General features: G+C 65.9%; 26 protein-coding genes. 10 read left to right on the top strand and 16 right to left on the bottom strand.

The genetic code is table 11. The features are described 5' to 3' along the window. Positions 1–2: 2 nt before the first annotated feature. The 10 genes from lepB (at position 3) to AC731_RS06690 (ending at position 9325) form a co-directional block, all read left to right on the top strand. On the top strand, positions 3–791 hold the full coding sequence (lepB, locus tag AC731_RS06735) for a signal peptidase I (protein ID WP_004255932.1): 789 nt from the start codon (positions 3–5) through the stop codon (positions 789–791). Positions 792–806: 15 nt separating this feature from the next. Next, a complete protein-coding gene (locus AC731_RS06730; protein WP_004255929.1) occupies positions 807–1172 on the top strand; it encodes a DUF4845 domain-containing protein in 366 nt (121 codons plus the stop codon). Between the two features lie 4 nt (positions 1173–1176). Beyond that, positions 1177–1848 (top strand): ribonuclease III, encoded by a 672-nt coding sequence (gene rnc, locus AC731_RS06725; protein WP_048703046.1) that lies wholly within the window; start codon positions 1177–1179, stop codon positions 1846–1848. Continuing rightward, on the top strand, positions 1845–2774 hold the full coding sequence (gene era, locus AC731_RS06720) for a GTPase Era (RefSeq protein ID WP_048703049.1): 930 nt from the start codon (positions 1845–1847) through the stop codon (positions 2772–2774). The genes rnc and era overlap by 4 nt, the downstream gene beginning before the upstream one ends. Positions 2775–2789: 15 nt before the next feature. Next, positions 2790–3542, top strand: coding sequence for a DNA repair protein RecO (recO, locus tag AC731_RS06715; RefSeq protein WP_048703051.1), 753 nt, complete (start codon positions 2790–2792; stop codon positions 3540–3542). Next, positions 3542–4294: a pyridoxine 5'-phosphate synthase gene (locus AC731_RS06710; RefSeq protein WP_048703053.1), complete on the top strand. Its 753-nt coding sequence runs from the start codon at positions 3542–3544 to the stop codon at positions 4292–4294. Before recO ends, AC731_RS06710 begins: the two co-directional genes overlap by 1 nt. Before the next feature lie 22 nt (positions 4295–4316). Next, positions 4317–4694 carry a holo-ACP synthase gene (gene acpS / locus AC731_RS06705; protein WP_004255920.1) on the top strand — a complete coding sequence of 126 codons (378 nt, stop codon included), beginning with the start codon at positions 4317–4319 and terminating at the stop codon, positions 4692–4694. 18 nt (positions 4695–4712) lie between these two features. Next, positions 4713–5858 (top strand): beta-N-acetylhexosaminidase, encoded by a 1146-nt coding sequence (nagZ, locus tag AC731_RS06700; protein WP_048703056.1) that lies wholly within the window; start codon positions 4713–4715, stop codon positions 5856–5858. A gap of 193 nt (positions 5859–6051) precedes the next feature. Then, positions 6052–7869, top strand: coding sequence for an excinuclease ABC subunit UvrC (gene uvrC, locus AC731_RS06695; RefSeq protein ID WP_048703059.1), 1818 nt, complete (start codon positions 6052–6054; stop codon positions 7867–7869). A 181-nt stretch (positions 7870–8050) separates the two neighbouring features. Then, entirely contained in the window at positions 8051–9325 is a 1275-nt protein-coding gene (locus AC731_RS06690) for an integrase family protein (RefSeq protein ID WP_048703061.1), read from the top strand. A gap of 130 nt (positions 9326–9455) precedes the next feature. Here the strand turns inward: AC731_RS06690 and AC731_RS06685 are convergent, their stop codons facing one another. From AC731_RS06685 to AC731_RS06610, 16 genes are all read right to left on the bottom strand, one after another. Continuing rightward, on the bottom strand, positions 9456–9806 hold the full coding sequence (locus AC731_RS06685) for a hypothetical protein (protein ID WP_048703064.1): 351 nt from the start codon (positions 9804–9806) through the stop codon (positions 9456–9458). Between the two features lie 58 nt (positions 9807–9864). Next, positions 9865–10146, bottom strand: a complete 282-nt coding sequence (locus AC731_RS06680) for a helix-turn-helix domain-containing protein (protein ID WP_048703066.1) — start codon at positions 10144–10146, stop codon at positions 9865–9867. A gap of 28 nt (positions 10147–10174) precedes the next feature. Beyond that, positions 10175–10564 carry a hypothetical protein gene (locus tag AC731_RS20040; protein ID WP_048703069.1) on the bottom strand — a complete coding sequence of 130 codons (390 nt, stop codon included), beginning with the start codon at positions 10562–10564 and terminating at the stop codon, positions 10175–10177. Positions 10565–10764: 200 nt separating this feature from the next. Further along, positions 10765–11676 (bottom strand): hypothetical protein, encoded by a 912-nt coding sequence (locus AC731_RS06670; protein WP_156480664.1) that lies wholly within the window; start codon positions 11674–11676, stop codon positions 10765–10767. Next, positions 11673–12197, bottom strand: coding sequence for a hypothetical protein (locus AC731_RS06665; protein ID WP_048703074.1), 525 nt, complete (start codon positions 12195–12197; stop codon positions 11673–11675). The genes AC731_RS06670 and AC731_RS06665 overlap by 4 nt, the downstream gene beginning before the upstream one ends. Further along, positions 12194–12952, bottom strand: coding sequence for a hypothetical protein (locus tag AC731_RS06660; protein WP_048703077.1), 759 nt, complete (start codon positions 12950–12952; stop codon positions 12194–12196). Before AC731_RS06660 ends, AC731_RS06665 begins: the two co-directional genes overlap by 4 nt. Next, positions 12952–13947 (bottom strand): hypothetical protein, encoded by a 996-nt coding sequence (locus AC731_RS06655; RefSeq protein WP_156480663.1) that lies wholly within the window; start codon positions 13945–13947, stop codon positions 12952–12954. The genes AC731_RS06660 and AC731_RS06655 overlap by 1 nt, the downstream gene beginning before the upstream one ends. A 49-nt stretch (positions 13948–13996) precedes the next feature. Then, positions 13997–14449 carry a Gp49 family protein gene (locus AC731_RS06650; protein WP_156480662.1) on the bottom strand — a complete coding sequence of 151 codons (453 nt, stop codon included), beginning with the start codon at positions 14447–14449 and terminating at the stop codon, positions 13997–13999. Beyond that, positions 14446–14880 (bottom strand): crAss001_48 related protein, encoded by a 435-nt coding sequence (locus AC731_RS19505; RefSeq protein WP_053085797.1) that lies wholly within the window; start codon positions 14878–14880, stop codon positions 14446–14448. The genes AC731_RS06650 and AC731_RS19505 overlap by 4 nt, the downstream gene beginning before the upstream one ends. Before the next feature lie 64 nt (positions 14881–14944). After that, the gene (locus tag AC731_RS06640) at positions 14945–15172 is read right to left on the bottom strand and encodes a helix-turn-helix domain-containing protein (protein ID WP_048703083.1); all 228 of its coding nucleotides are present in this window, start codon (positions 15170–15172) and stop codon (positions 14945–14947) included. Then, a complete protein-coding gene (locus AC731_RS06635) occupies positions 15169–15774 on the bottom strand; it encodes a 3'-5' exonuclease (protein ID WP_048703084.1) in 606 nt (201 codons plus the stop codon). The genes AC731_RS06640 and AC731_RS06635 overlap by 4 nt, the downstream gene beginning before the upstream one ends. Further along, positions 15771–17576 (bottom strand): AAA family ATPase, encoded by a 1806-nt coding sequence (locus AC731_RS06630; protein ID WP_062450072.1) that lies wholly within the window; start codon positions 17574–17576, stop codon positions 15771–15773. Before AC731_RS06630 ends, AC731_RS06635 begins: the two co-directional genes overlap by 4 nt. After that, positions 17573–18508, bottom strand: a complete 936-nt coding sequence (locus AC731_RS06625; RefSeq protein ID WP_048703086.1) for a recombination-associated protein RdgC — start codon at positions 18506–18508, stop codon at positions 17573–17575. Before AC731_RS06625 ends, AC731_RS06630 begins: the two co-directional genes overlap by 4 nt. Positions 18509–18521: 13 nt before the next feature. Next, positions 18522–18902 (bottom strand): hypothetical protein, encoded by a 381-nt coding sequence (locus AC731_RS06620; RefSeq protein ID WP_048703089.1) that lies wholly within the window; start codon positions 18900–18902, stop codon positions 18522–18524. Between the two features lie 119 nt (positions 18903–19021). Continuing rightward, positions 19022–19234, bottom strand: a complete 213-nt coding sequence (locus tag AC731_RS06615; protein WP_048703093.1) for a hypothetical protein — start codon at positions 19232–19234, stop codon at positions 19022–19024. A 19-nt stretch (positions 19235–19253) separates the two neighbouring features. Further along, the gene (locus AC731_RS06610) at positions 19254–20432 is read right to left on the bottom strand and encodes a recombinase RecT (RefSeq protein WP_169800058.1); all 1179 of its coding nucleotides are present in this window, start codon (positions 20430–20432) and stop codon (positions 19254–19256) included. Between the last annotated feature and the right edge of the window lie 8 nt (positions 20433–20440).

The following is a 20440-nucleotide window of genomic DNA, read 5'->3' as shown; positions in this document are numbered from 1 at the left end:
GCATGAACTTCGCCCTGATCCTTCTCCTGTTGCTCCTTGCCACCGGAGTGTTGTGGTGCTTCGACCATTTCCATGCGCGCAAGCGACGTTCCTCGCACGAGCCGGCGCCGTGGTGGGTGGAATACGGCGCGAGCTTCTTTCCGGTCATCGTGATCGTGTTCGGCCTGCGCTCGTTCGTGGTCGAGCCGTTCAAGATTCCTTCGGGCTCGATGATCCCGACCCTGCTGGTGGGCGACTTCATTCTCGTCAACAAGTGGACCTACGGCATCCGGCTGCCGGTGATCAACAAGAAGGTCATCGAGGTGAACCTGCCCAAGCGCGGCGACGTGATGGTGTTCCGCTATCCGGCCGATCCGTCGCTCGACTACATCAAGCGTGTGGTGGGGCTGCCGGGCGACCGTGTCGAGTATCGCAACAAGCGCCTCACGATCAACGGCGAGGCCGTCGCCATTGCCGAGGCCGGCAGCTACCTGCACCCGGATCGTCTCTACTATTCGCCCCAGTACACCGAGAAGCTCGGCGAGGTTGAGCACGCGGTGCTGATCGAACGTGACGCGCCGGCCTTCGTGCCCCAGGTGATGAACTTCCCGTTCCGTGAGAACTGCACCTACACGAGCGCCGGCGTTGCGTGTACCGTGCCCGACGGGCATTACTTCGTCATGGGCGACAATCGCGATGCCAGCAGCGACAGCCGGGTGTGGGGGTTCGTGCCGGAAGAGAACATCGTCGGCAAGGCCTTCTTCATCTGGTTCAATTTCAACGACATGAAGCGCATTGGCGGCTTTCACTGACGTTCGGGGGCTTGAATGAAGAACCACACGAAACAACGCGGCCTGACCCTCATCAGCGTGCTCATCGTGGGCGCGGTTGCGGCAATGGCGATATTGGTGGGTTTCCGCACGGTTCCGGCGGTCACCGAGTACATGGCGGTGGAGCGCATCGTCGGTGCGCTGGCGCAGGAAGGTGACGACGGTGCTTCCGTCAGCCAGATCCGCAGCAGCTTCAGCCGCCGCGCCGAGGTCGACAACGTGAGTTCGGTGCAGGGCGCGGACCTGTTCATCGAGAAGGTCAATGGGCGCACGCTGGTCGAGGCCGAGTACGAGCGTCGTGTCCCGCTGTTCGCCAACGTGAGCCTGGTGATCGACTTCCACGCCACCAGCGAGGGGCGTTGAGCCGATGTCGCTTGACCGCCTGCAGGACAGGCTCGGGCACCGGTTTCGTGATCCTGGCCTGCTCAACGAGGCGTTGACCCACCGCAGTTTCGGGCAGCCGAACAACGAACGCTTCGAGTTTCTCGGCGACAGCATTCTCAACTGCGTGATGTCGATCGCCCTTTTCGGCCGCTTCGGCCAGCTGCGCGAGGGCGAGCTGTCGCGCGTGCGGGCCTCGCTGGTCCGCCAGGACGCGCTGTACCGCATCGCGCTCGATCTCGAGCTGGGCGATGTGCTGCGGCTGGGCGAGGGCGAACTGAAGTCGGGGGGCGCACGCCGTCCGTCCATCCTGGCCGATGCGATGGAAGCGGTGTTTGCCGCCGTCTTCCTCGATGCGGGTTTCGACGCGGCGAAGGCCGTCATCGACCGCCTCTACGCGCAGGCGGTCGGCGAGGTCGATCCCAAGCGGCCCAGCAAGGACCCCAAGACGGCCTTGCAGGAATGGCTTCAGGCGCGCAAGGTGGCGTTGCCGACATATACGATGGTGCAGGCGCTCGGCGAGGCGCATGCGCAGGAGTTCGAGGTGGCCTGCGAAGTGCCGAAATTCGGCGTCCGCACCCTTGGACGGGGCCCCAGCCGCCGCGTGGCGGAACAGCAGTCGGCCGAGCTTGCGCTGGCAGCCTTGAGGAACAAATGAACGAACAGCATCCAGATCAGAACGCAGCAGACCATGGCGGAGAGGGCGGTTTTCGCGCCGGTTTCGTCGCTATCGTCGGCCGCCCCAACGTCGGCAAATCGACCCTGCTCAACCGCCTGATCGGACAGAAGATCAGCATCGTCTCCAGCAAGGCGCAGACCACGCGCCACCGCGTCACCGGCATCCTGACCGAGGCCGGTGCGCAGTTCGTGTTCGTCGATACGCCGGGCTTCCAGACCAAGCACCGCAATGCGCTCAACCGCGCCATGAACCGCAGCGTGTCGCAGGCGCTCGCTGACGTCGACCTGGTGTTCTTCGTGATCGAGGCCGGGCGCTTCGGCGAGGACGATCGCAAGGTGCTGTCGGTGATTCCCGAGGCGGCGAAGCTCGTCCTGGTGATCAACAAGGTGGACCAGTTGAAGGACAAGGCCCGCCTGCTGCCCTTCATCGACGAGGTTCGCAAGGTGCGCGACTTTGCCGAGATCGTGCCCTTGTCGGCCGAGAAGGGGCGCAACGTCGAGGAACTGATCAAGGCCGCCACGCCGCTGCTGCCGTTCGGCGAGCCGATGTTCGAGGAGGACGAGATCACCGACCGCAGCGAGCGCTTCCTGGCGTCGGAGTTCCTGCGCGAGAAGCTGTTCCGTCTGCTCGGCGACGAGCTGCCCTACGGCATTGCGGTCGAGATCGAGAAGTTCGAGGTCGAAGGTAACCTGCGCCGCATTCATGCTGCGGTCATCGTGGACAAGGCGGGCCACAAGTCCATCGTCATCGGCAAGGGCGGCGAGAAGCTCAAGCGCATTTCCAGCGAGGCTCGCGTCGAGCTCGAGAAGCTGTTCGACGGCAAGGTGTTCCTCGAGGTCTGGGTCAAGGTCAAGAGCGGCTGGGCCGACGACGAGCGCGCGCTGAAGAGCCTCGGCTACGAGTAAGCCGCAGGACAGCGCATGGCGGGTCCGAAACAGCGCGTCGAGCAGCAGCCCGCCTGGATGCTGCACGCCCTGCCGTGGCGCGAGACGAGCCTGATCGTCGAGGTCTTCTCGCGTGACCATGGGCGCGTCGGTCTCGTCGCCAAGGGCGCGCGGCGGCCGTATTCGCAGTTGCGCGGCGTGCTGATGGCCTTCCAGCCGCTGCTGATGGACTGGTCCGGCGGCGGCGAGGTGAAGACGCTGGTGCGCGCCGAGTGGCAGGGCGGCCAGCCCTTGCTCACCGGTCGCGCGCTCATTTGCGGCTACTACCTCAACGAGCTGCTGGTGCGCCTGACTGCGCGCGAGGACCCGCATCCGCGGCTGTTCGCGGCCTATGCCGAGGCGGTGCGCGCGCTCGCTCGGGGCGAGCCCGAATCCCCGATCCTGCGCCGTTTCGAGCTCGCCCTGCTGCAGGATCTCGGCTATGAGGCCGGGCTCGCCGCAGAGGCCGAGAGCGGCGCGCCAGTGCGGCCCGAGGGGCGCTACCTTTATATAATCGAGCGCGGTCCGGTGCGGCTGGAGGCCCTCGAGGAGGAGGGCATCGATGCGGCTGCGCTCGGTGACCAGCCGCTGCTGTCGGGGCAGACCCTGCTCGACATGGCGGCCGACGATTTTTCCCGCGCAGAAACGCTCGCCCAGTCCAAGCACCTGCTGCGCATGCTGATCAACCACACCCTGGGCGGCCAGCCGCTGCAGTCGCGCCGGGTGCTGAAGGAATTGCAGGAACTCTGATGATCGAACTCGGCGTCAACATCGACCACGTCGCCACGCTGCGCCAGGCGCGCCGCACCTGGGAACCCGATCCGGTGTGGGCCGCGGTGGAAGCCCACCTTGGCGGGGCGGACGGCATCACCATCCATCTGCGCGAGGATCGCCGCCACATCAACGACGAGGACGTGCGTCGTTTGGCCGAACTCACCCAGGTCAAGCTCAACCTCGAGATGGCGGCCACTGACGAGATGGTCGCGATCGCCTGCCGCACCCGGCCGCAGATGGCGATGCTGGTGCCGGAGGGGCGTCACGAGATCACGACCGAAGGTGGGCTGGACGTGCTGTCGCAGGAGGCGCGCCTCAAGGACGTCATCGCCCGCCTGGCCGACGCCGGTATCGTCACGAGTGTCTTCATCGACGCCGAGGTCGACCAGATCGAGGCCGCTGCCCGTATCGGCGCGCGCGTGTGCGAGATCCACACCGGCCCCTACGCCCACGCCTTCCATGCCGCCGGCCGCGATGCCGAAGCGCCGGCTGTGCTTGCCGAAATCGACAAGATCCGCAGCGCGGGCGAGGCTGTCCGCCGCCTGGGGATGCGCTTCAACGCCGGTCATGCGCTCAACTACTACAACGTGCAGCCGATCGCGCGCCTGCACGGCATCCGCGAGCTGCACATCGGCCACGCCATCGTCAGCCGCTCGGTCTTCGTCGGCCTGCGCGAGGCGGTGGTCGAGATGAAGCGCCTGATGCGCGAAGCGGCGCAGACCGCCTGACCCGGCCCGCGAAGGCACACGCGTGATCCATGGCATCGGTACCGACATCGTGCGCATCGAGCGTGTGCGAAAGTCACTCGCGCGCTTCGGCGAGCGCTTCGCCCTGCGCATCCTCGCCGCTTCAGAGGTCGAGGCATGGCGTGCGCACCGCGACCCGGCACGCTTCCTCGCCAAGCGCTTCGCCGCCAAGGAGGCGTTCGGCAAGGCGCTCGGCACCGGTGTGGCCGTGCCCGCCACGCTGCACGCCGTTGCCGTCGCCCACGATGCGCTCGGCAAGCCCGAGTACCGTTACGACGATCGCCTCGCCGCGCACATGCAGGCTCACGCGCTGCGCGCCCACCTCAGCATCAGCGACGAGGAAGACAACGTCGTGGCGTTCGCGCTGATCGAGCGCGTCTGAGTCCAAGGACCTGACCCCATGAGCCAAGCGATCCACCGTCCGCGCGGCCCCGTCATGATCGACGTCGCCGGCACTGCGCTCACCGACGCGGAGCGCGAGCGCCTGCTCGATCCTCTGGTCGGCGGCGTGATCCTGTTCGCGCGCAACTACACCGGCTCCGACCAGCTTCGCGCGCTCACCGCCGAGATCCGCGCACTGCGCGACCCGGCGCTGATCATCGCGGTCGATCATGAAGGGGGCAGGGTACAGCGCTTCCGCACCGACGGCTTCACCCGCCTGCCCGCCATGCGCAGCCTCGGCGCGCTGTGGGCGCAGGACCACCTCGCGGCGCTCGATGCCGCCCGCGCTACCGGCTTCGTGCTTGCCGCCGAACTGCTGGCGCATGGCGTCGACCTCAGCTTCACGCCGGTGCTCGATCTCGACTATGGCTGCAGCCGCGCCATCGGCAACCGCGCCTTCCATCGCGACCCGCAGGCCGTTGCCGCGCTCGCCCAGGCGCTGTGTGCGGGGATGGCCGATGCCGGCATGGGCTGCATCGGCAAGCACTTCCCCGGCCACGGCTTCGTCGAGGCCGACTCGCACCACGACGTGCCGGTCGACGAACGCGACTTCGACACGATCTGGGCCGAGGACGTCGCCCCCTACCGCCACCGCCTCGGTCGCCAGCTCGCCGGCGTGATGCCGGCCCACGTCATCTACCCCAAGGCCGATCCCAGCCCGCAACCGCAGCCGGCGGGCTTCTCGCCCTTCTGGCTCAAGGACGTGCTCCGTGGCCGCCTCGGCTTTAAGGGCGTGATCTTCAGCGACGACCTCAACATGGAAGGCGCGCGCCTTGCCGGCGACATCGTCGGCCGTGCCAAGGCCGCCTACGAGGCCGGCTGCGACATGCTGCTCGTCTGCAACCGCCCGGATCTCGCCGCCGAACTGCTCGACCGCTGGGCCCCGGTTCCCGATGCCGACAACCTCGCCCGCCTCGCGGCGATCGTGCCGAGCACGGCCCGGCCAGCCTGGCTCGCCGATCCCTTCGCCCTGGAGTTGCACGCGGCCTACTCCCAGGCTCGCGAACACGTCGCGTCCATTCCCGGAGACACGAGCGTCGCGCCAACGATGACCGCCGCCACCATCGGCCAGCAACGTACCGAAGTCCTGCGCAAGGACGGATAATCCCCGGGCAACGCAGCGCCGCTCTCAAGCGGCCGTCGCGTATTGACTGCGCTGGAGCGGATGCGGGGTGTTCCTGAAATGGGCGAGGACTGTCTGAGCGAGCAGCGCGAGCGAGTTCCGCAGACCATGGAAGGAGCACGCCGCATCCGCTTCAGGTCACCGATGGTTTCTAGCCCCGTTCAACACGCCCCCCATGACCGATCCGACGCCTGTTAGCGCCTTCGACCCCAAGCCCTTCCTCCGCACCCTCACCGAGGAACCCGGCGTCTATCGCATGATCGGCGCCGACGACAAGGTGCTCTACGTCGGCAAGGCCAAGAACCTCAGACGCCGCGTCTCCAGTTACTTCCAGAAGACCGTCTCCAGCCCGCGCATCGCCATGATGGTCGCGCAGGTCCAGCGCGTCGACATCACCGCCACCCGCTCCGAGGCCGAGGCCCTGATCCTCGAGAACAACCTCATCAAGAGCCTGGCGCCGCGCTACAACATCCTCTTCCGCGACGACAAGACCTACCCCTACATCGAACTCTCCGCCGACGAATACCCGCGTCTCGCCTACCACCGCGGCGCCTTCACCAAGGGCGCGCGCTACTTCGGCCCCTTCCCGAACGCCTGGGCGGTGCGCGAGAGCATTCACCTGCTGCAGAAGACCTTCCAGCTGCGCACTTGCGAGAATACCGTCTTCGCCAACCGCTCGCGTCCCTGCCTGCTGCATCAGATCAAGCGCTGCACCGCGCCCTGCGTCGGCCTCATCGAACCCCAGGGCTACGCGGCCGACGTAAAGCTCGCCACGCGCTTCCTCGACGGCCAGGCCAACGAAGTCATCGATGATCTCAGCACGCGCATGCAGGCCGCCGCCGACCGCCTGGCCTTCGAGGAGGCCGCCGCCTGCCGCGACCAGGTGCGCGTGTTGCAGGCGGTGCTGCACAAGCAGTTCGTAGACAGCCGCAAGGACGAGGACGTCGATGTGCTCGCCGCGATCGAGGAGGACGGCATGACCTGCGTGAACATCGCCATGGTGCGCGGCGGCCGCCACCTCGGCGACCGTCCCCAGTTCCCCAGCGGCGCGGCGGTTTCCGGTGCGGCAGACAGCCTGCTCGCCTTTGTCGAGCAGCACTACAGCCAGCACCCGATCCCTGCGCGCATCCTGGTGAATCTGGCGCCGGAGGCGGTCAAGGAGACATTGGCCGAGATCACCGATCGCCCGCCGGGCGTGGTATCGCCGCGCTTTGCCGCCGAGAAGGCCTGGATGGAGATGGCGGAGAAGAACGCCCGCCTCGCCATCCAGGCCCGCGCACGCGATACCGGCCGCATCGAGCAGCGCCTCGACGCCCTGCGCGAGGCGCTCGGCATGGACGAGGCGCCGCAGCGCATCGAGTGCTTCGACATCAGCCACACCATGGGCGAGGCCACGGTGGCGTCCTGCGTGGTGTGCGAGGCGGGCGCGATGAAGCGTGCCGAGTACCGCCGTTACAACATCAGCGGCATCACCCCGGGTGACGACTTCGCGGCGATGCGCCAGGCGCTGGAACGCCGTTACGGCAAGGTAGCGGCGGGCGAAAGCGTGTGCCCGGACCTGATCCTGATCGACGGCGGCAAGGGGCAGGTGAGCGCCGCACGCGCGATCCTCGCCGAAGTCGGCCTCGAGTCGGTGGCGATGGTGGGCGTGGCGAAAGGCGAGGGGCGCAAGGCAGGACTGGAGACGCTGATCTTCCCCGACGGCCGCGAAGGGCTGGCGCTCGGCGGCGAATCGGCCGCGCTGCACCTGATCGTGGAGATCCGCGACGAGGCCCACCGTTTTGCGATCACCGGCCACCGCGTCAAGCGCGGCAAGGTACGGGTGGGCTCGAAACTGGAGGACATCCCGGGCGTCGGCCCCTCACGCCGGCGGAGTCTGCTCGCCGCCTTCGGCGGACTGGATGGCGTGCGCGACGCCACGGTCGAGGACCTGTGCCGCGTCGACGGCGTCAGCCGCAAGCTGGCCGAACAGATCTACGCTGCGCTGCACTGAGATTTGCATCAGATTCCTTTTGATGGGAATTGGTGTCGAGCATGCTGCGTGAAAGGGTTGCTGCTCTTTGCTGTAATTTCATTCAGTGCAGTCGGATAGCAGAGGAGCGATTTCCGGCGGCTACCGATTGGCTACATGGGGTAGGATTCGTGGCTACTTGTGTAGCCTGTGTAGCCACAACATGAAGCTGAAGCTGACCAAGGCCGTGATCGAGGCCATCGAGCCGCCAGAATCTGGCGCGCTGTTCGTTCGTGACTCCGAGGTGCCTGGCTTCGCGCTGCGCGTCACCGCCAACGGGGCAAAGAGCTACATCGTCGAGCGCAAAATGGGCGGCAAGACCGTGCGCGTCACGGTCGGCCGCGTTGGCGTGGTGACGCTGCCCGACGCGCGCGTGGAAGGTATGCGGCTCCTGGCCGGCATGGCCGCCGGCAAGAACCCGCACGACGAGCGGCGCGAATCCGCGCCGACTGAGGTCGTGACGCTCGACATGCTGTTTGAGGACTACCTGACCGAGCGCACCAGGACAGACCCGCCGCTCAAGCCGCGCACGGTCGACGACTACAGAAAGCTGTGGAGGTATCTTGCCGACTGGCACGCATTGCCCGCCGACAGCATTGACGCCTCGATGGTGATCGAACGGCACAAGGCCCTTACCGCGAAGCCGTCAGGCACCACTGCAAACCGGGTGATGCGTACGCTCTCTGCGGTCATGAACTACGCGCTCAACAACGAGCAATACATCAAGCCCGGCGGGGTGCCGCTGATCGTGTTGAATCCTGTCGTGGTGCTGCGGCAGCGCCGGCTATGGAACCGCGAGCGGCGGAGGAAGAACTACCTTGATGCGGCGACATTGCCGCTGTGGTGGAAGCTCGTCGATGACGTCGCGGACGAGCGATGGCCTGATCGGTGGGAGGTTGTGCGCGACTACTGGCGCTTCTTGCTTTTCACCGGCATGCGCAGCTATGAGGCAGCGCGACTGGAGGTCGCCAAGGTGAATCTGCGCCGGGGCACGTTCGAGGTGGAGGACACGAAGAACCGGGAGAGCTTCGAGGTTCCGGTCGGTCCATGGGTGCGAGCGATGCTGGAGCGCAGAGTGGCTGCAGCAAAGAAGATCGGCTCGCCGTGGGTGTTTCCTGCGCCAAAGCGCGAGGTCGGGCATACGTCGCCCGCGCACGACATCCGCGAGATTCTGGTCGCCAAGCATGATCTGGCGTGGACGCCGCATGATCTGCGACGCACGTTTGCGACCTGGCTGGATTCGCTCGAGGTGTCGTCGTTCGTGGTCAAGCGCTTGCTCAACCACAAGAGCGGTGCGGCCGGCGACGTGACGGCGGGCTACGTGCAGAGTGACATCGAGCGCCTGCGGCCGATTGTGGATCGGCTCGAGGCGAAGCTGATAGGGATGTGCTGCCCGCAGGATGAATGCGCGCCCGCCGGGGCGACGGGCACGGGGTGAGCGCTACGAAAACTCGGCGCGCTGGGCGCGATTTGCGGCCGCTTGCTCGGCCTCGCGCTGTGAGGCCCCGCAGCCGGCAACGAGCGCGCCAGCCAGGGCAACAAGGACCAGGCGTCTCATCTCCTCCCCCTCAATCGCAGAAGCGCCCGTAGCACGACGACGAGTACGGGTTGCCGTCCGAGTCGGTGCCGCTGTTGATCACCGTGTTGCCGATGCGGGTGGTGGTGCCGTTCCAGCTGCCCCCATCGGCTGCGGTGCCGTTGTGGAAGGTGGTGTTGCCGATAGTGGTGCTTTCCTGGCTCCAGCGCGAGCCGTTGGGGTTGCTGCCGTCGACGTAGGTGGTGTTGCCCAGGCGCTGCACGGTGTAGGTGTTGCCGCTGTCGTCCATGCATGTGCGCAGACTGCCAGAGCCGACGCAAGCGGCAGCCGCCGGGCCGACGAGGGCTATAGACAGGGCTAGGCCGGTGATGATGCGCTTCATGATGCTCTTCCTTCGGGGGTTGCGAAGCGGGTACTGTGCCACGCTGTATGTGCTTTTGTCATTGCGGTGATGCCCCGGCCTGGGGCTTGCTCTGCATCCAGTCCACCAGGTCCCGCTTGCGGTAATAGATCTTGTTGCCCCGCTTGCAGAACTTCGGCCCTTGTTCGGTGCAGCGCCAGCGGGCGAGGGTGGAGTAATCGACGTCAAGCACGTGGGCGGCGACATCGGCAGGGAAAAGCGCATCTTCAGGCGAAGACCAGAACAGAAGGCGGTTTTCGGTGTGCGCGCTGAGGGTGACGGGTTGAAGCATGGCGGCGTGTTGCTCAATGGCGATGGTCACTGTGGTCTCCTGAAATAAAAACCGCCGGTCATGCCGGCGGTTGGTGCTTCCTGTTACGTGTGCGGTGGCTCACGATTGCATCGGCAACTCGCTCGAGCCCCTTTCTGATGTCGTGCCCAATGATCAGGGCGGCAACGATGAGGCCGAATGCGGTCATGGGTTGGTCTCTGTCTTGGCGGATGCTGCGATCGTCACGCGCACTGACCCGGTGTTCGCGGGCCGTTGCATCGGGATCACAGGCCCATGCGATGCTGCCCTCGCGCCGCACGACTCGCAGGTCGGAGTCGGCGGCGTAACCCCACCCCAGATATGCGGCACGGTCACACGCCCGCCGCAGATTGAGCAGGTTCCGATTGTCTTGTTCATGGATTTTCCTCCGGCTTCCCCTCTCCGCAGTGCGGGCACCACCAAACGCCATGGCCCGGATCGTCCTTGCTCTCGCGGTAGTTGTCGGGCCACTCGTCGGGCGGCAGCGGGATCGTCCGGCCCAGTAGCGGGTTGCCGTCTCGGCCCTCGTGGATGTGGGGGCCAACGCCATAGACGGGGAAGCACGGCACGCCGTCAGGATCAGTGCAGTAGTCGCAACTCATTGATCTTTCTCCACTGCTCGGATTCGCGCTATGCGGCATCCGGCTTCGGCGCAGAGGCGCCCATGGCCATAATGGCGGCGTCCGCGATCTCTCTGAGGCGATCACTGTCTTCAGCGATCAGAGAGAAGTCGTCTTCATCCATCGTTCCGTAGCTCCACGCCTCCCACACCCGCGTGCAGTCGTATGCGTTACCCAGGGCTTGAGCGATTGCGGCCATAACCCACTCACGCGCTTCATCCGGCACGCTCGGCGTTGGCTGTGCGACGGGAAGGGGCGCGCCCCACTTCTCCCGCAGGTCTTTTGCCAGGGCTGGGTGAGTCGCTTCACGGGCCGTCGCGTATGCGGACAGCGCTGCGCTCGCGTGCTGGTCGTGATCCACGTCGAGCACGAAATAGCGGCATCCGTGGTGCTTCCCGCCCGGCGCATCGCTGCCATCGGTACGGCTGACAACGAACTTGCGGAACAGCCCATGCTGCTCGGCGGGCTTGCTTTGATCGCGATCTGGCAGGGCGCCTTCCGGCGCAGGCGGAATGACACTGTCGATCATCACCAGCGGAATCCATGCGCCTGACCGCTTTCGTACAGGCTCGATGTGCGCGTTGTGGATTGGTCCTTCATATGTGCCATCGCCGCACAGGCGAACCCAGAACAGGGGCTCCTTCCCCTTCAGCGCATCGAGTTCAGACTGATACGCTTTAGTGACCTCGCAGGTTTGGTTTGCGTGGTACTCCCCAGCAGCTTTCGCTGCGACAAGTTCAGCGCGCAGGACTTCGTTCTCGAGCTCAAGCTCCCGTGCAAGCGGCGCAAGCTGCTGGTGCACCGCTTCGAAGTAGTCGTGCTGGGCGGCCTGTGTCTTGCTCGGGTGCTCGGCCATTACCTTGCTGATCAGGGTCTCGACGCGCGACGCGCAAGGCGTTTGGTCTTCGTGTTCGATCATCATTTCTCTCCAGTCATCCCAGCCTTCTCGACCTCGATCCTGATGCACGTCTCGTTCAGGTATGCCTTGGCCTCGCGCAGCGTCAGGCTGCCGGAAAGGCGGCGCAGCACGTCGGCGCATGCGCGTACATCGTCGATGTCTTGCTGAGCAATCTCGTCGTCCGACTCCAGCAGCCGCGCAAAGCGGGTGATCGGCTCGGTGTTGATGGTCCATCCCTTGCGCAGCGCTGCGACCTCATGGAAATCAGCAATGCCGCGGACGGCCTGGGCGCTGTTGTGCCAGTCGTTCGTGCCGGGGTCGTAGAGGACGGGCTCGCTGCCGGAGTACTCTGCTGTGCCGTCTCTATCGAGTCTGGCTAGGATGGCGTCGAGCGGCGCCCATACGCCGTGGATGTTCCATGGGATCAGGCGCAGCGGAAGATCTGCGCGCGTGGGCTTCTGCCGGGTAGCCCGCGGCGCTCGCCGCATTGCCTTCTCGAACTTGCGGCGGTCTGCGCGTGAGAGTGAAACGGGGTGCTCGTTCATTGCGTGAGCCTCCTATGCGCCTCGGCGATCTGGTTGGCCAGGCCGGCGCTGATCTTCTTGGGCAAGCTCATAGATTCGGGCAGTCCGTCGATTTCGCGCTTCAGGCGCTGGGGAAGGTAGCCCTCGTCGAGCAGTTCTTGCAGCAGGACGGCGGACGGTGTGGCGTCGACCAGGCGTTCGGCGTCGGCCATCAGCTTGTCGTGCAGGCGGCGCACCTTTTCGGCGTTGCGGACGGTGACCCGCGTGCGCCTCAATTGCAGGCCTCCCCCTTGCTGGCCCAGCCCGCGGGCGATCGCCAGTTTCGTGAAGCCTGCCTTGAGCAGCGCATCGATGAGCGCCCAGGTGGGCGCGGCATCCACCAAGGCGCCGTCGGCCAGCAGATCGGCGCGCATGGCGAGGATCTTCTTCTCGGTGGCCCGCCGCAGGTTGGCGCGCTCGCCGCGCTTGATGGCCCACAGCGTGGCCTCGGTGATGTCGGTGGCGATCGAGAGCGTGCGGCGGCCCACGCCCGCCGCGGCCAGCGCTTGGATGTGAGCGCGGGCGGCATCGGCCGGCACGATGGGGTTGGCTTCGCCGGCCTTTCGTGCCCGGGCCCGCATGCGCTCGTACGCGGTGTTGGCGCCGCGACAGGCCGGGCAACGGCAGCCAGCCATGTAGCGCAGGCGGTCGCCGTGGGGGCGGTTGCGAGCCAACTCGCCAATTGGGCGCAGGCCGCGGGTCTCGATGGCGCTGCGGTGTGGGGTGCCGATCTGCATCACGCCTCCTTCCACTCCGCACCACGCTTCGCTTGCCCGACCGGCACAAGCGCGAAGACCTCCGCGCGCGGTGCGCCGGCACGGATCGCTCCGAGCGCGGCTTCGCGGGCTTTGTCTTCGGCCTGCAGCGTGCGGGGCTTGCGCTTCGCGGCGCGCACCAGGTAGCCGACTGGTTGATCTGCCGGCGGGCTATCGTTACGCAGCCTGATTTCGTCGCGCTCGGCGTAGGCCTCGGACAGCTGCGTGCGCAGTGCCTCGTTATCACTGATCGCTCGACCGAGCTTTGCGGCTGTATCGGCCATCGCAACGGCAACGGCTTCGGCGATCTCCTGCAGGCCCATGTCAGAGGTGTCGACGTCACCGAGCACGCACGGCGCAAGCGTCTCGCTGGCAGCAGTGATCTGCGCATCCATGATCTCCATGGCGCTGTCGCGCTCGAGGATCTGCTGGCGGAGGGTGTCGCAGTTCTCGCCGCGGATGCGATTGCTGGCTTCCAGCTGCCCGATCGCCTCGACGACGTCGCCGATGCCGTCGGCGCCGATGGCGGCCATCATTGCCCGCTCCCAGCTCATGCAAGCCTCTCGATGAGCTTCGCCGAGTTCGTAGATCTTGCCGATGTGCGCGGCAAGTTCGCCCAGCATGATCTTCCCGGTCTTGTCGCCGACCGCAGCGCGGATGTCGGCGATCACAGCGAGAGCACCGGGCTCATCCGCAGCAACCCCATGATTCTGCTCAACTAGGGGAATTTCCGCTGATTGCGACGGCGCGGATCCAAGTACTCCAGTTCCCAGTCGTGCGATCAGGCCATAGCGCGACTTGATCCCACGCCCGCGGCCCGGTACATGCTCTAGGTTGCCGAGCCCTGCGATTCGCCTCAATTCGGCGCGCACTGCCTTCTCATCGAGGCCGGTTGCCTGCTCGATCTCTTCAGCAGTGAGCATTCCAGGGGCGGCGTCGAGCGCCTGCTCGACGGTGAGGTGTTCGCGTGCGTTCATTTCGTTCGTCCATGAAAAAGCCCGCACTCGGCGGGCTTGGTGGTTTCTCTTACTTCTGGCCGTAGTTCAGCAGCCACGTATTGCGCCCATCATGGTCGGCGGGTAGCTGACGGATCAGCCCCTCGGCGAAACGGACGCGATCAAGGCCGGACTGCACCTCGAAAGGGGTGAGCTGGATAGACGGCTCCGCCATCCGCTTCCACAGCGCGTAGCCTTCCAGCTCCCACAGCTTGTCCTCCGCCGCGGCCTTCGCGCTGCCCATGGCCATGTCCTTGCCCAGCTCGGCGTCGAAGTTCTCGACAGACACGCAGGACGACACACCGGTGGCGAGGTAGAACTTCCCGTCAAGGAAGGCATGCGCCAGCGTCGTGGTCGAGCCGTTCGGGCGCACGTCGAACGTGTAGACGATGCGGCTCATCAGCGCGTCGATGTCCGCCAGGGTGATGCGCGGCGCAGTCAGGCCCTTGGATTGAATGGCCTGCTCGAGATCTTGGTCGTTCATTGCTGTTCTCCGAACGCCACGATGCGCTCTTGCAGCACGGCGGAATACCCATCCATGAAGCGCGCTTGATTGCGCAGGCGCGAACGCTCGGCTTCCGGCAGGGATGAAAAAATCTCGGTTTGAAAGAAGGCCAGCAGCTTGCCGAGCTTCTCGTTAAGTTCGTATTTCTCCTCAGCGACGCGCTGCTGGTGCGGCGGCAAGCCATGGCCTTGCATCGGCCGGTAAGAGCGCTCGAACACATCTTTCGGACTCCAACTGATATAGCCGGCGTGCCGCTGGTCGTTGGCCTTGCCTCCGTCGACGTACTCGACCAGATAGCCCTCGTCGTCGCCGTTCTCATCGGCCGGTAGCTGCCAGCCGCGGTAGTCGTTGTATTCCTGCCTGGTCATCGGCAGAGCGCGGATGATCTTGGTCCCGATGTAGGTCTGCATCTTCGTTTCCTCAAAGAAAAGCCCCGCTCGATGGCGGGGCTCGGTGGTGCAGGGTGGGGGCTGATCAGGCGTCGCGTTTGCGCAGGGCTTCGACAGCCGCGGCGGACTGCTTCTCGGTGCCATAGGCGATCGCCAGTAGGCGCTGCACAGGGCGCGGGATGTTGCGCCCCGACTCGTAGCGGCTGCCGCCGCTCTGCGTGATGCCGAGGGGCCCCCAGAACTCCATCTGGTTCATATGAAGCTTCTTGCGGATCGCGAGCACTTCCTCGCCGGTGTAGTTGGGGGCCTTCATGCTGCTTCCTTCATGTCGATGATGTTGAAATATACGTCCCTGCAGGCGAGCACGTCAGCCATTGCGCTGTGTGCGTTCTCCAACTCGCGGCCGGTGAGGTGACGGTAGGCCTCGCTCAGGTTCGGCGTCTTGTGGTGGAAGCGCTTGGCGGCCTTCATTTTCTCGGTCGGAGGCAGGGCACAGATGGGCGTTGCCAACCGGGCGGTGCACTCCGCGCGGCCTTCCTTCCACACGTCGAGTTCGCCACATTCGAAGCGGTGTTGGGCGATGCGGATGATTCTGGCGTCGAAGCTCTCGTTGTGCCCGACACGAAAATCGGCGGCGTGCCACAGGTCCATGAAGAGCCCGAGCGCAATGCTCTCGGACACGCCGACGGTGATTGCGCGCTCGGTCGTGATGCCGTGCACCGCCGCGACATCGGCGGGAATCGTCCAGCCATCGGGGCGAACGATCACGTCCATGCTGGCGATGGTCTCGCGCGTGCCGGGATCGACCAGAAGGGCAGCGAGTTGGACGATGTGGGGCTGGTCGGGGTGATCGCTGGGTTGATTCCACAACGGAAGCGATTGCGTCTCCGAATCGTAGAACAGGATGGGCTTCATGCTGCCTCCAGGGCTTGCTGGTTGGTGTGGGTGGCAATCAGGGTGCCGCGCTCGATCCAGTGACTTGCGATATGCGCCGGCAGTGCGGCGGCCGCCGGGGCGCTCTTGAGCGTCGCCAGCACGATGGCGGTGCCGATCTGTCCGGCTTCAGCCAGGTCAGAGAGCCAGAACAGCGCGTCCTCGCGGCCGGTGGCGTCCAGCACGTCCAGCCGATCCAGCACGACGAACCGCAGGCCTGAGAGCTGCGCAATCGTGAGCGCGATCAGCGCATCGGCACGCCAGCGCTCGCTTTCAGAGCACAGGCTGTAGGCCCGCCCCCCAACCGTGATGAGCATGTCGGGACCGATGCGCGGTGGCTGCCACTGCGCGAGTGCTGCATGTTCGGCCAGCGTTGCGTTCAGCGGGTCCAGCGCTTCGGCGATCATCTCGGCCTGGATGCCGTCGGGCGATAGGGCGTCTGCGATGGCCAACCACTGCTGCACGTCGGCGTGGTGGCGGGCGGCGTCTTCGATCTGCTGGGCGCGGCGCTCGGCGTCTCCGGCTGCCTCACGGTACTTGCGCTCATCTGCGCGCCACTCGTCGCGCTTGGTGGTGAGTGCGCGCAGCTGCTCCTCGATGTCGCCGACGCTGGCCCGCGCTTCGAGCGGGGTCTTCTCGAGCTCGGAGAGTTCGGCGGCTGCAGCCTCTGCGGCGGCCAGGTCTCGGCGGGCGTTGGCGGCGCCGGACTCGGCCGTCTGTAGGCCTCGGCGGATCTCGTCGGCGCGGGCCGGGTCGCCGGGCTCCGTGTTCGGGTCACCGTGGAGCTTGCGGTACTCGGCGAGGTGGGCGTTTGCGCGGTTGGTGAGTTCGGGGTCAACGTCATCAGCAACTGCCACGAACTCCGCGGTTACGCTCGCCAGCCCACGCAGCAGGTACGAGCCGGGTGCGCGCGGGTCTTCGCCACCGCCGGCCGCCGCGAGCTGCGCGCGGCAGGCTTCGACGTTCTCCTCGGCGGTCTTGAGCCGGTCGCGGATGCGATCGGCCATCTTGGCCTGATCGCGCAGCCGTTCACGGCGGATCGCCTCGGCCTCGAATGCTTGGCGGGCGGCCCGCGCTGCGCCGATCTGCTGCTGCAGGCTGGCGATCAGCACCTCGCACTCCCCAACTTGGGCGCGGGCATGCTCGGCCTTCTTCGCCGGGTCGCCGGCTACATCAACCGCGGCCGGCTGCCAGCCTTCGGCCTTCTTGTCGCCGTAGGCTTCGCCGGTCACGGCCTTCCAGGCGCCGCGGGCCTGAGACGCCAGTTCCTTGGCGTGCTTCTCGCCTGCAGCGAAGCCAGCGCGCAGCACCGGCAGCACGGCGGCGATCTTCTGCTCGTCCAGGCCTTTGCGCGTCAGGCGCTCGCCGATGGCCTTGTGGCTCGTCTCGATGCCCAGCAGGCCGAACAGGAAGCCGCGGCGCTCGGTGTCGGTCAGACGTGCAAGCCGAGACGGGTCGAGGACGAAGGGGAGGGCTGCGTGCGGCTCGGTGCCGGCGGCGCCGTCGGTGATCTTCCCGGCCTTGGAGATGGTGACTTCGAAGTCGCGCTCGTCGGTCTGCACGAACACCCGAGCGCTCGTCGCCCCTTCGCTGATGAGCGCCGCGGCTTCGCCCTTCTTCGAGATGCGGCACAGGTCGGCGGTGAGCGCAAAGCTGATCGCGTCCCGCAGCGACGACTTGCCGGTGCCGTTCATCCCGGACAAGAGCGTCACGGGCTGCGTGAGGGGAAGGTCTATGGTTCGCGCGCCCAGAAAGTTCTGGACGGCAATGTGATGGATTTTCATGTTTTCTCCTTCGCCTGATCCACAAGATCGGGATCTCGTACAATCTCGCCGCCCATCGCCTCCACGATCGCCGCCAGCAACCGCAGCAGCTCGCCCGTCATCAGCGCAAACTCAGCGCTGAAGAGCGCCATGGCGTCGTCGTGATCGTCGGCCCTGGCCTGATCGCGGACCACATCGAGGAAGTCCAGGCGCTTGATCTCGCCACACTCAGTCAGCGTGAAGCTGATCCGGTCGTCGTAGGTCATCGCCAGCTTGATTGGCAGGCGCCCAGCCTCCAGGTGCTCGGTGACGTGCACGTCGTCGGGGTCGTGGCCCTTGAACGTGGCGCGCGCCCTGTCTTCGCTGACCGACTGCAGCGCGAAGTCCTGGTCGATCGTGAAGCCCTCGGGCGCCTCACCGGCCAGCCATCCGGCCATTGCCGACATGGGCGAGCGCTCGGTGCGCAGCAGCGAAACCGGGAAGGTGTCGAGCGTGTGGCGCAGCTGCTCCAGCACATCCTCGGCCTTGCTTTGGCTGGCAGCGTCGATCACCAGCCAGCCGGCGGCGACGTTGATCCATGCGAAGGTCTTGCGGGAACGTGTGAAGGCACGCGGCAGCAGTTCCTGCGTGATCTGCTCGCGCAACTCCTTCATCTGCTTGCGGCCGAGCTTGTAGCCCTGCTGCTCGGCGATCTCCACGGCCCGCCTCTCCGCCTCCTGCTGCACGACGGCGGCCGGCAGGAGCTTCGTCTCGGTCTGCATGCACACCATCCAGTTGTCGCCGACGGCGTGCACAAGGCCGGCGCCCTCGTAGGGCTCGATCCAGCCGCAGCGCTCCGTGTCCTGGCTGCCGCAGGGGGTAAAGGCGCGCTTCGCAAGCTGCTCGTGCAGGGCTTCGAGCGCGATCGGCCACTCCGGCGAGAGGCGGTAAATCTGTGCGTTCTTGAAGTACATGGTCAGTTCCTATTCATGAGCTTGTCGAGAGGCATGTGATTACCCCCCCCCCCTGCTCTTGAATTGCATAACCGGGGAGCTCGAGGTTCTTGAATGTCCCGCCGAAGGTTCGCAGCGCCGTCTTGCATGCGCTCTCGAATCCCTTGGCGGTGACGACGGTTGCAACGGGAACATCTGCCCCATTCCCGACGAGTCGCAGCGAGAACGCCTGAACCTGCTTTGCGATACGCGCAATGCGGCGAACGGCCTTGCGGTCGGTCTTCATGCCTGACGCGATCTCATCGAGCCGCGCCCGCGTCGCTGCGTCTCGCTTGCTCAGGTCGATGTCTGCCGTCTGGCTTGCGATTCGCCGAAAGAGCTCCGAGTCAAGCGAGCCTTCGTAGATGGTTTGCATGGCTTGCTCCATGAAGAAAGCCCGCGCTAGGCGGGCTGTGTTGGGTGGGGCTGCGCTCGGCGACCGGGCGCTCCTGCGAACGCGTCTTCGCGAATGCTCGCCCTCCGCAGCCCCGGTGATCAGTTGCGTGCGCGCCGGTACTCTTCCGCAGTGGCCGAGATCACGATGTCCGGGGGCGTGTTGTCCTTGCGGGCGCGCTCCATGGCTTCTCGTTGCTGTGCAGCCAAGAATCGTTCGGCGTCCCAAACGCGATGCTGGGTGACGGTCGATCTGCCATCGTGGCGGGTTGTGCGGATGTAGGCGTCTCGAGCGACGATCTGCGATGCGGTCATGTCGTTCTCCTGTGGTCGGTCAGTCGAGGCCCAACCCGCCCTGACCGCGCTGGCGGCCGCGGCCACGTGCAGGCGATTCGTCTTGCTGGCCGCCTTCCAGGTTGGCGATCGCCGTCTCGATCTGCTGGCGCTGGGCGTCGGGCAGCTTGCGGGCAATGTCGCGCGCGATGTCGAAGTCGCCAGCGCGCACCGCAGCGTGAGCGTCGGCGAAGCCTGGGGCGCCGTCGTCCTGTTGCTGAGTGACGGCTGACTCGCGGATCTCGCCCGTCTCGGCGTCGACGTGTTCTGCCGCTCGGACGCGTGCCTGCATCGGGATGGTGTTCGACTGTTTCTGTTCGACCTGGCGGAGTTCGTCGTCCTGCGGATCGAAGCCGTCACTACCGATCGGCGCCTCGTCATCCGCGACGACCGAGAACTCTCCGTCGAAGGCGTCGAGCTGCTGATCGCGACCGGCCTCGGCCATGCCGTCGAGTGCGGCGGCGGTCTGAAACTCGATGGAGAGCGGCAGATACTTCGCGAGCCGGCGGATCACCGTCTTGCGGCCCATCTCCACGAAGTGATCCTTCCAAGGGCCGTACTTGCCCTTGCTCTGGGTGGCCGCCATGATTTCGCGCACCTGGTGCAGGCTCATGAACTCGAAGCAATGGCCGCCGTCCTTGAGCTTGGCCACGGCGTAGAAGCCGATGATGTCGCCTCGCTCGCCGAGCGCGGGCTTGTGCTCGAGCTTCTCGTCCAGCCCGTAGACCATGTCGAAGTGGTCGGCCACGCAGACCTCGTGCGCGGCGATGCTAACGATCTGACCACTGCGGCGGGCGAGGTCGATCAGCCCCTTGTAGCCAATGATGACTTGCACCGAATTCACCCAACGCTCATTCCCGTTGGCGTCCTTGCGCTTGGTGTTGAACGGCACCAGGTAGGCGTGACCGAGCACGGTGTTCGGCTCGAGGCCCATCTGCGCGCACTGACCGATCGCACCGATGAGGCTCGGGACGTCACACTTCGCCAGGGCAGGTGTCGTCGTGGCGGCGATCTGCGCGACCTTCAGCAGGCGCTCGGCGTTCAGGTGCTTGGGCAGCATCTTCTGGATCTCTGCTTGCCGGCTCTTGAGCAGGTAGGCGATCTGGTCTTTCGGCTTCATCTCCGCGAGATTGCGTTGCTGCTGGCCTTGCTTCAGTTCGGCGAGGTTGGCGGTTGCCATGGTGGTGG

This window comes from Thauera humireducens (assembly GCF_001051995.2).
Taxonomy (GTDB): domain Bacteria; phylum Pseudomonadota; class Gammaproteobacteria; order Burkholderiales; family Rhodocyclaceae; genus Thauera; species Thauera humireducens.
The sequence above is the reverse complement of the archived record's forward strand: the minus strand, read 5'-3'. Positions and strand labels throughout refer to the sequence as shown.

Excerpts from the sequence above, each read along its gene's own strand:
- AC731_RS06655 (WP_156480663.1), bottom strand. The coding sequence starts at position 13,947 with ATGAACGCACGCGAACACCTCACCGTCGAGCAGGCGCTCGACGCCGCC.
- AC731_RS06615 (WP_048703093.1), bottom strand. The coding sequence starts at position 19,234 with ATGACCGCATCGCAGATCGTCGCTCGAGACGCCTACATCCGCACAACC.
- AC731_RS06660 (WP_048703077.1), bottom strand. The coding sequence starts at position 12,952 with ATGCAGATCGGCACCCCACACCGCAGCGCCATCGAGACCCGCGGCCTG.
- AC731_RS06610 (WP_169800058.1), bottom strand. The coding sequence starts at position 20,432 with ATGGCAACCGCCAACCTCGCCGAACTGAAGCAAGGCCAGCAGCAACGC.
- uvrC (WP_048703059.1), top strand. The coding sequence starts at position 6,052 with ATGACCGATCCGACGCCTGTTAGCGCCTTCGACCCCAAGCCCTTCCTC.
- AC731_RS06710 (WP_048703053.1), top strand. The coding sequence starts at position 3,542 with ATGATCGAACTCGGCGTCAACATCGACCACGTCGCCACGCTGCGCCAG.
- era (WP_048703049.1), top strand. The coding sequence starts at position 1,845 with ATGAACGAACAGCATCCAGATCAGAACGCAGCAGACCATGGCGGAGAG.
- AC731_RS19505 (WP_053085797.1), bottom strand. The coding sequence starts at position 14,880 with ATGCAGACCTACATCGGGACCAAGATCATCCGCGCTCTGCCGATGACC.
- lepB (WP_004255932.1), top strand. The coding sequence starts at position 3 with ATGAACTTCGCCCTGATCCTTCTCCTGTTGCTCCTTGCCACCGGAGTG.
- AC731_RS20040 (WP_048703069.1), bottom strand. The coding sequence starts at position 10,564 with ATGGCGTTTGGTGGTGCCCGCACTGCGGAGAGGGGAAGCCGGAGGAAA.
- AC731_RS06625 (WP_048703086.1), bottom strand. The coding sequence starts at position 18,508 with ATGTACTTCAAGAACGCACAGATTTACCGCCTCTCGCCGGAGTGGCCG.
- AC731_RS06650 (WP_156480662.1), bottom strand. The coding sequence starts at position 14,449 with ATGAACGACCAAGATCTCGAGCAGGCCATTCAATCCAAGGGCCTGACT.
- rnc (WP_048703046.1), top strand. The coding sequence starts at position 1,177 with ATGTCGCTTGACCGCCTGCAGGACAGGCTCGGGCACCGGTTTCGTGAT.
- AC731_RS06690 (WP_048703061.1), top strand. The coding sequence starts at position 8,051 with ATGAAGCTGAAGCTGACCAAGGCCGTGATCGAGGCCATCGAGCCGCCA.
- AC731_RS06630 (WP_062450072.1), bottom strand. The coding sequence starts at position 17,576 with ATGAAAATCCATCACATTGCCGTCCAGAACTTTCTGGGCGCGCGAACC.
- AC731_RS06640 (WP_048703083.1), bottom strand. The coding sequence starts at position 15,172 with ATGAAGGCCCCCAACTACACCGGCGAGGAAGTGCTCGCGATCCGCAAG.
- nagZ (WP_048703056.1), top strand. The coding sequence starts at position 4,713 with ATGAGCCAAGCGATCCACCGTCCGCGCGGCCCCGTCATGATCGACGTC.
- AC731_RS06665 (WP_048703074.1), bottom strand. The coding sequence starts at position 12,197 with ATGAACGAGCACCCCGTTTCACTCTCACGCGCAGACCGCCGCAAGTTC.
- AC731_RS06670 (WP_156480664.1), bottom strand. The coding sequence starts at position 11,676 with ATGATGATCGAACACGAAGACCAAACGCCTTGCGCGTCGCGCGTCGAG.
- AC731_RS06620 (WP_048703089.1), bottom strand. The coding sequence starts at position 18,902 with ATGCAAACCATCTACGAAGGCTCGCTTGACTCGGAGCTCTTTCGGCGA.
- AC731_RS06635 (WP_048703084.1), bottom strand. The coding sequence starts at position 15,774 with ATGAAGCCCATCCTGTTCTACGATTCGGAGACGCAATCGCTTCCGTTG.
- AC731_RS06685 (WP_048703064.1), bottom strand. The coding sequence starts at position 9,806 with ATGAAGCGCATCATCACCGGCCTAGCCCTGTCTATAGCCCTCGTCGGC.
- AC731_RS06730 (WP_004255929.1), top strand. The coding sequence starts at position 807 with ATGAAGAACCACACGAAACAACGCGGCCTGACCCTCATCAGCGTGCTC.
- recO (WP_048703051.1), top strand. The coding sequence starts at position 2,790 with ATGGCGGGTCCGAAACAGCGCGTCGAGCAGCAGCCCGCCTGGATGCTG.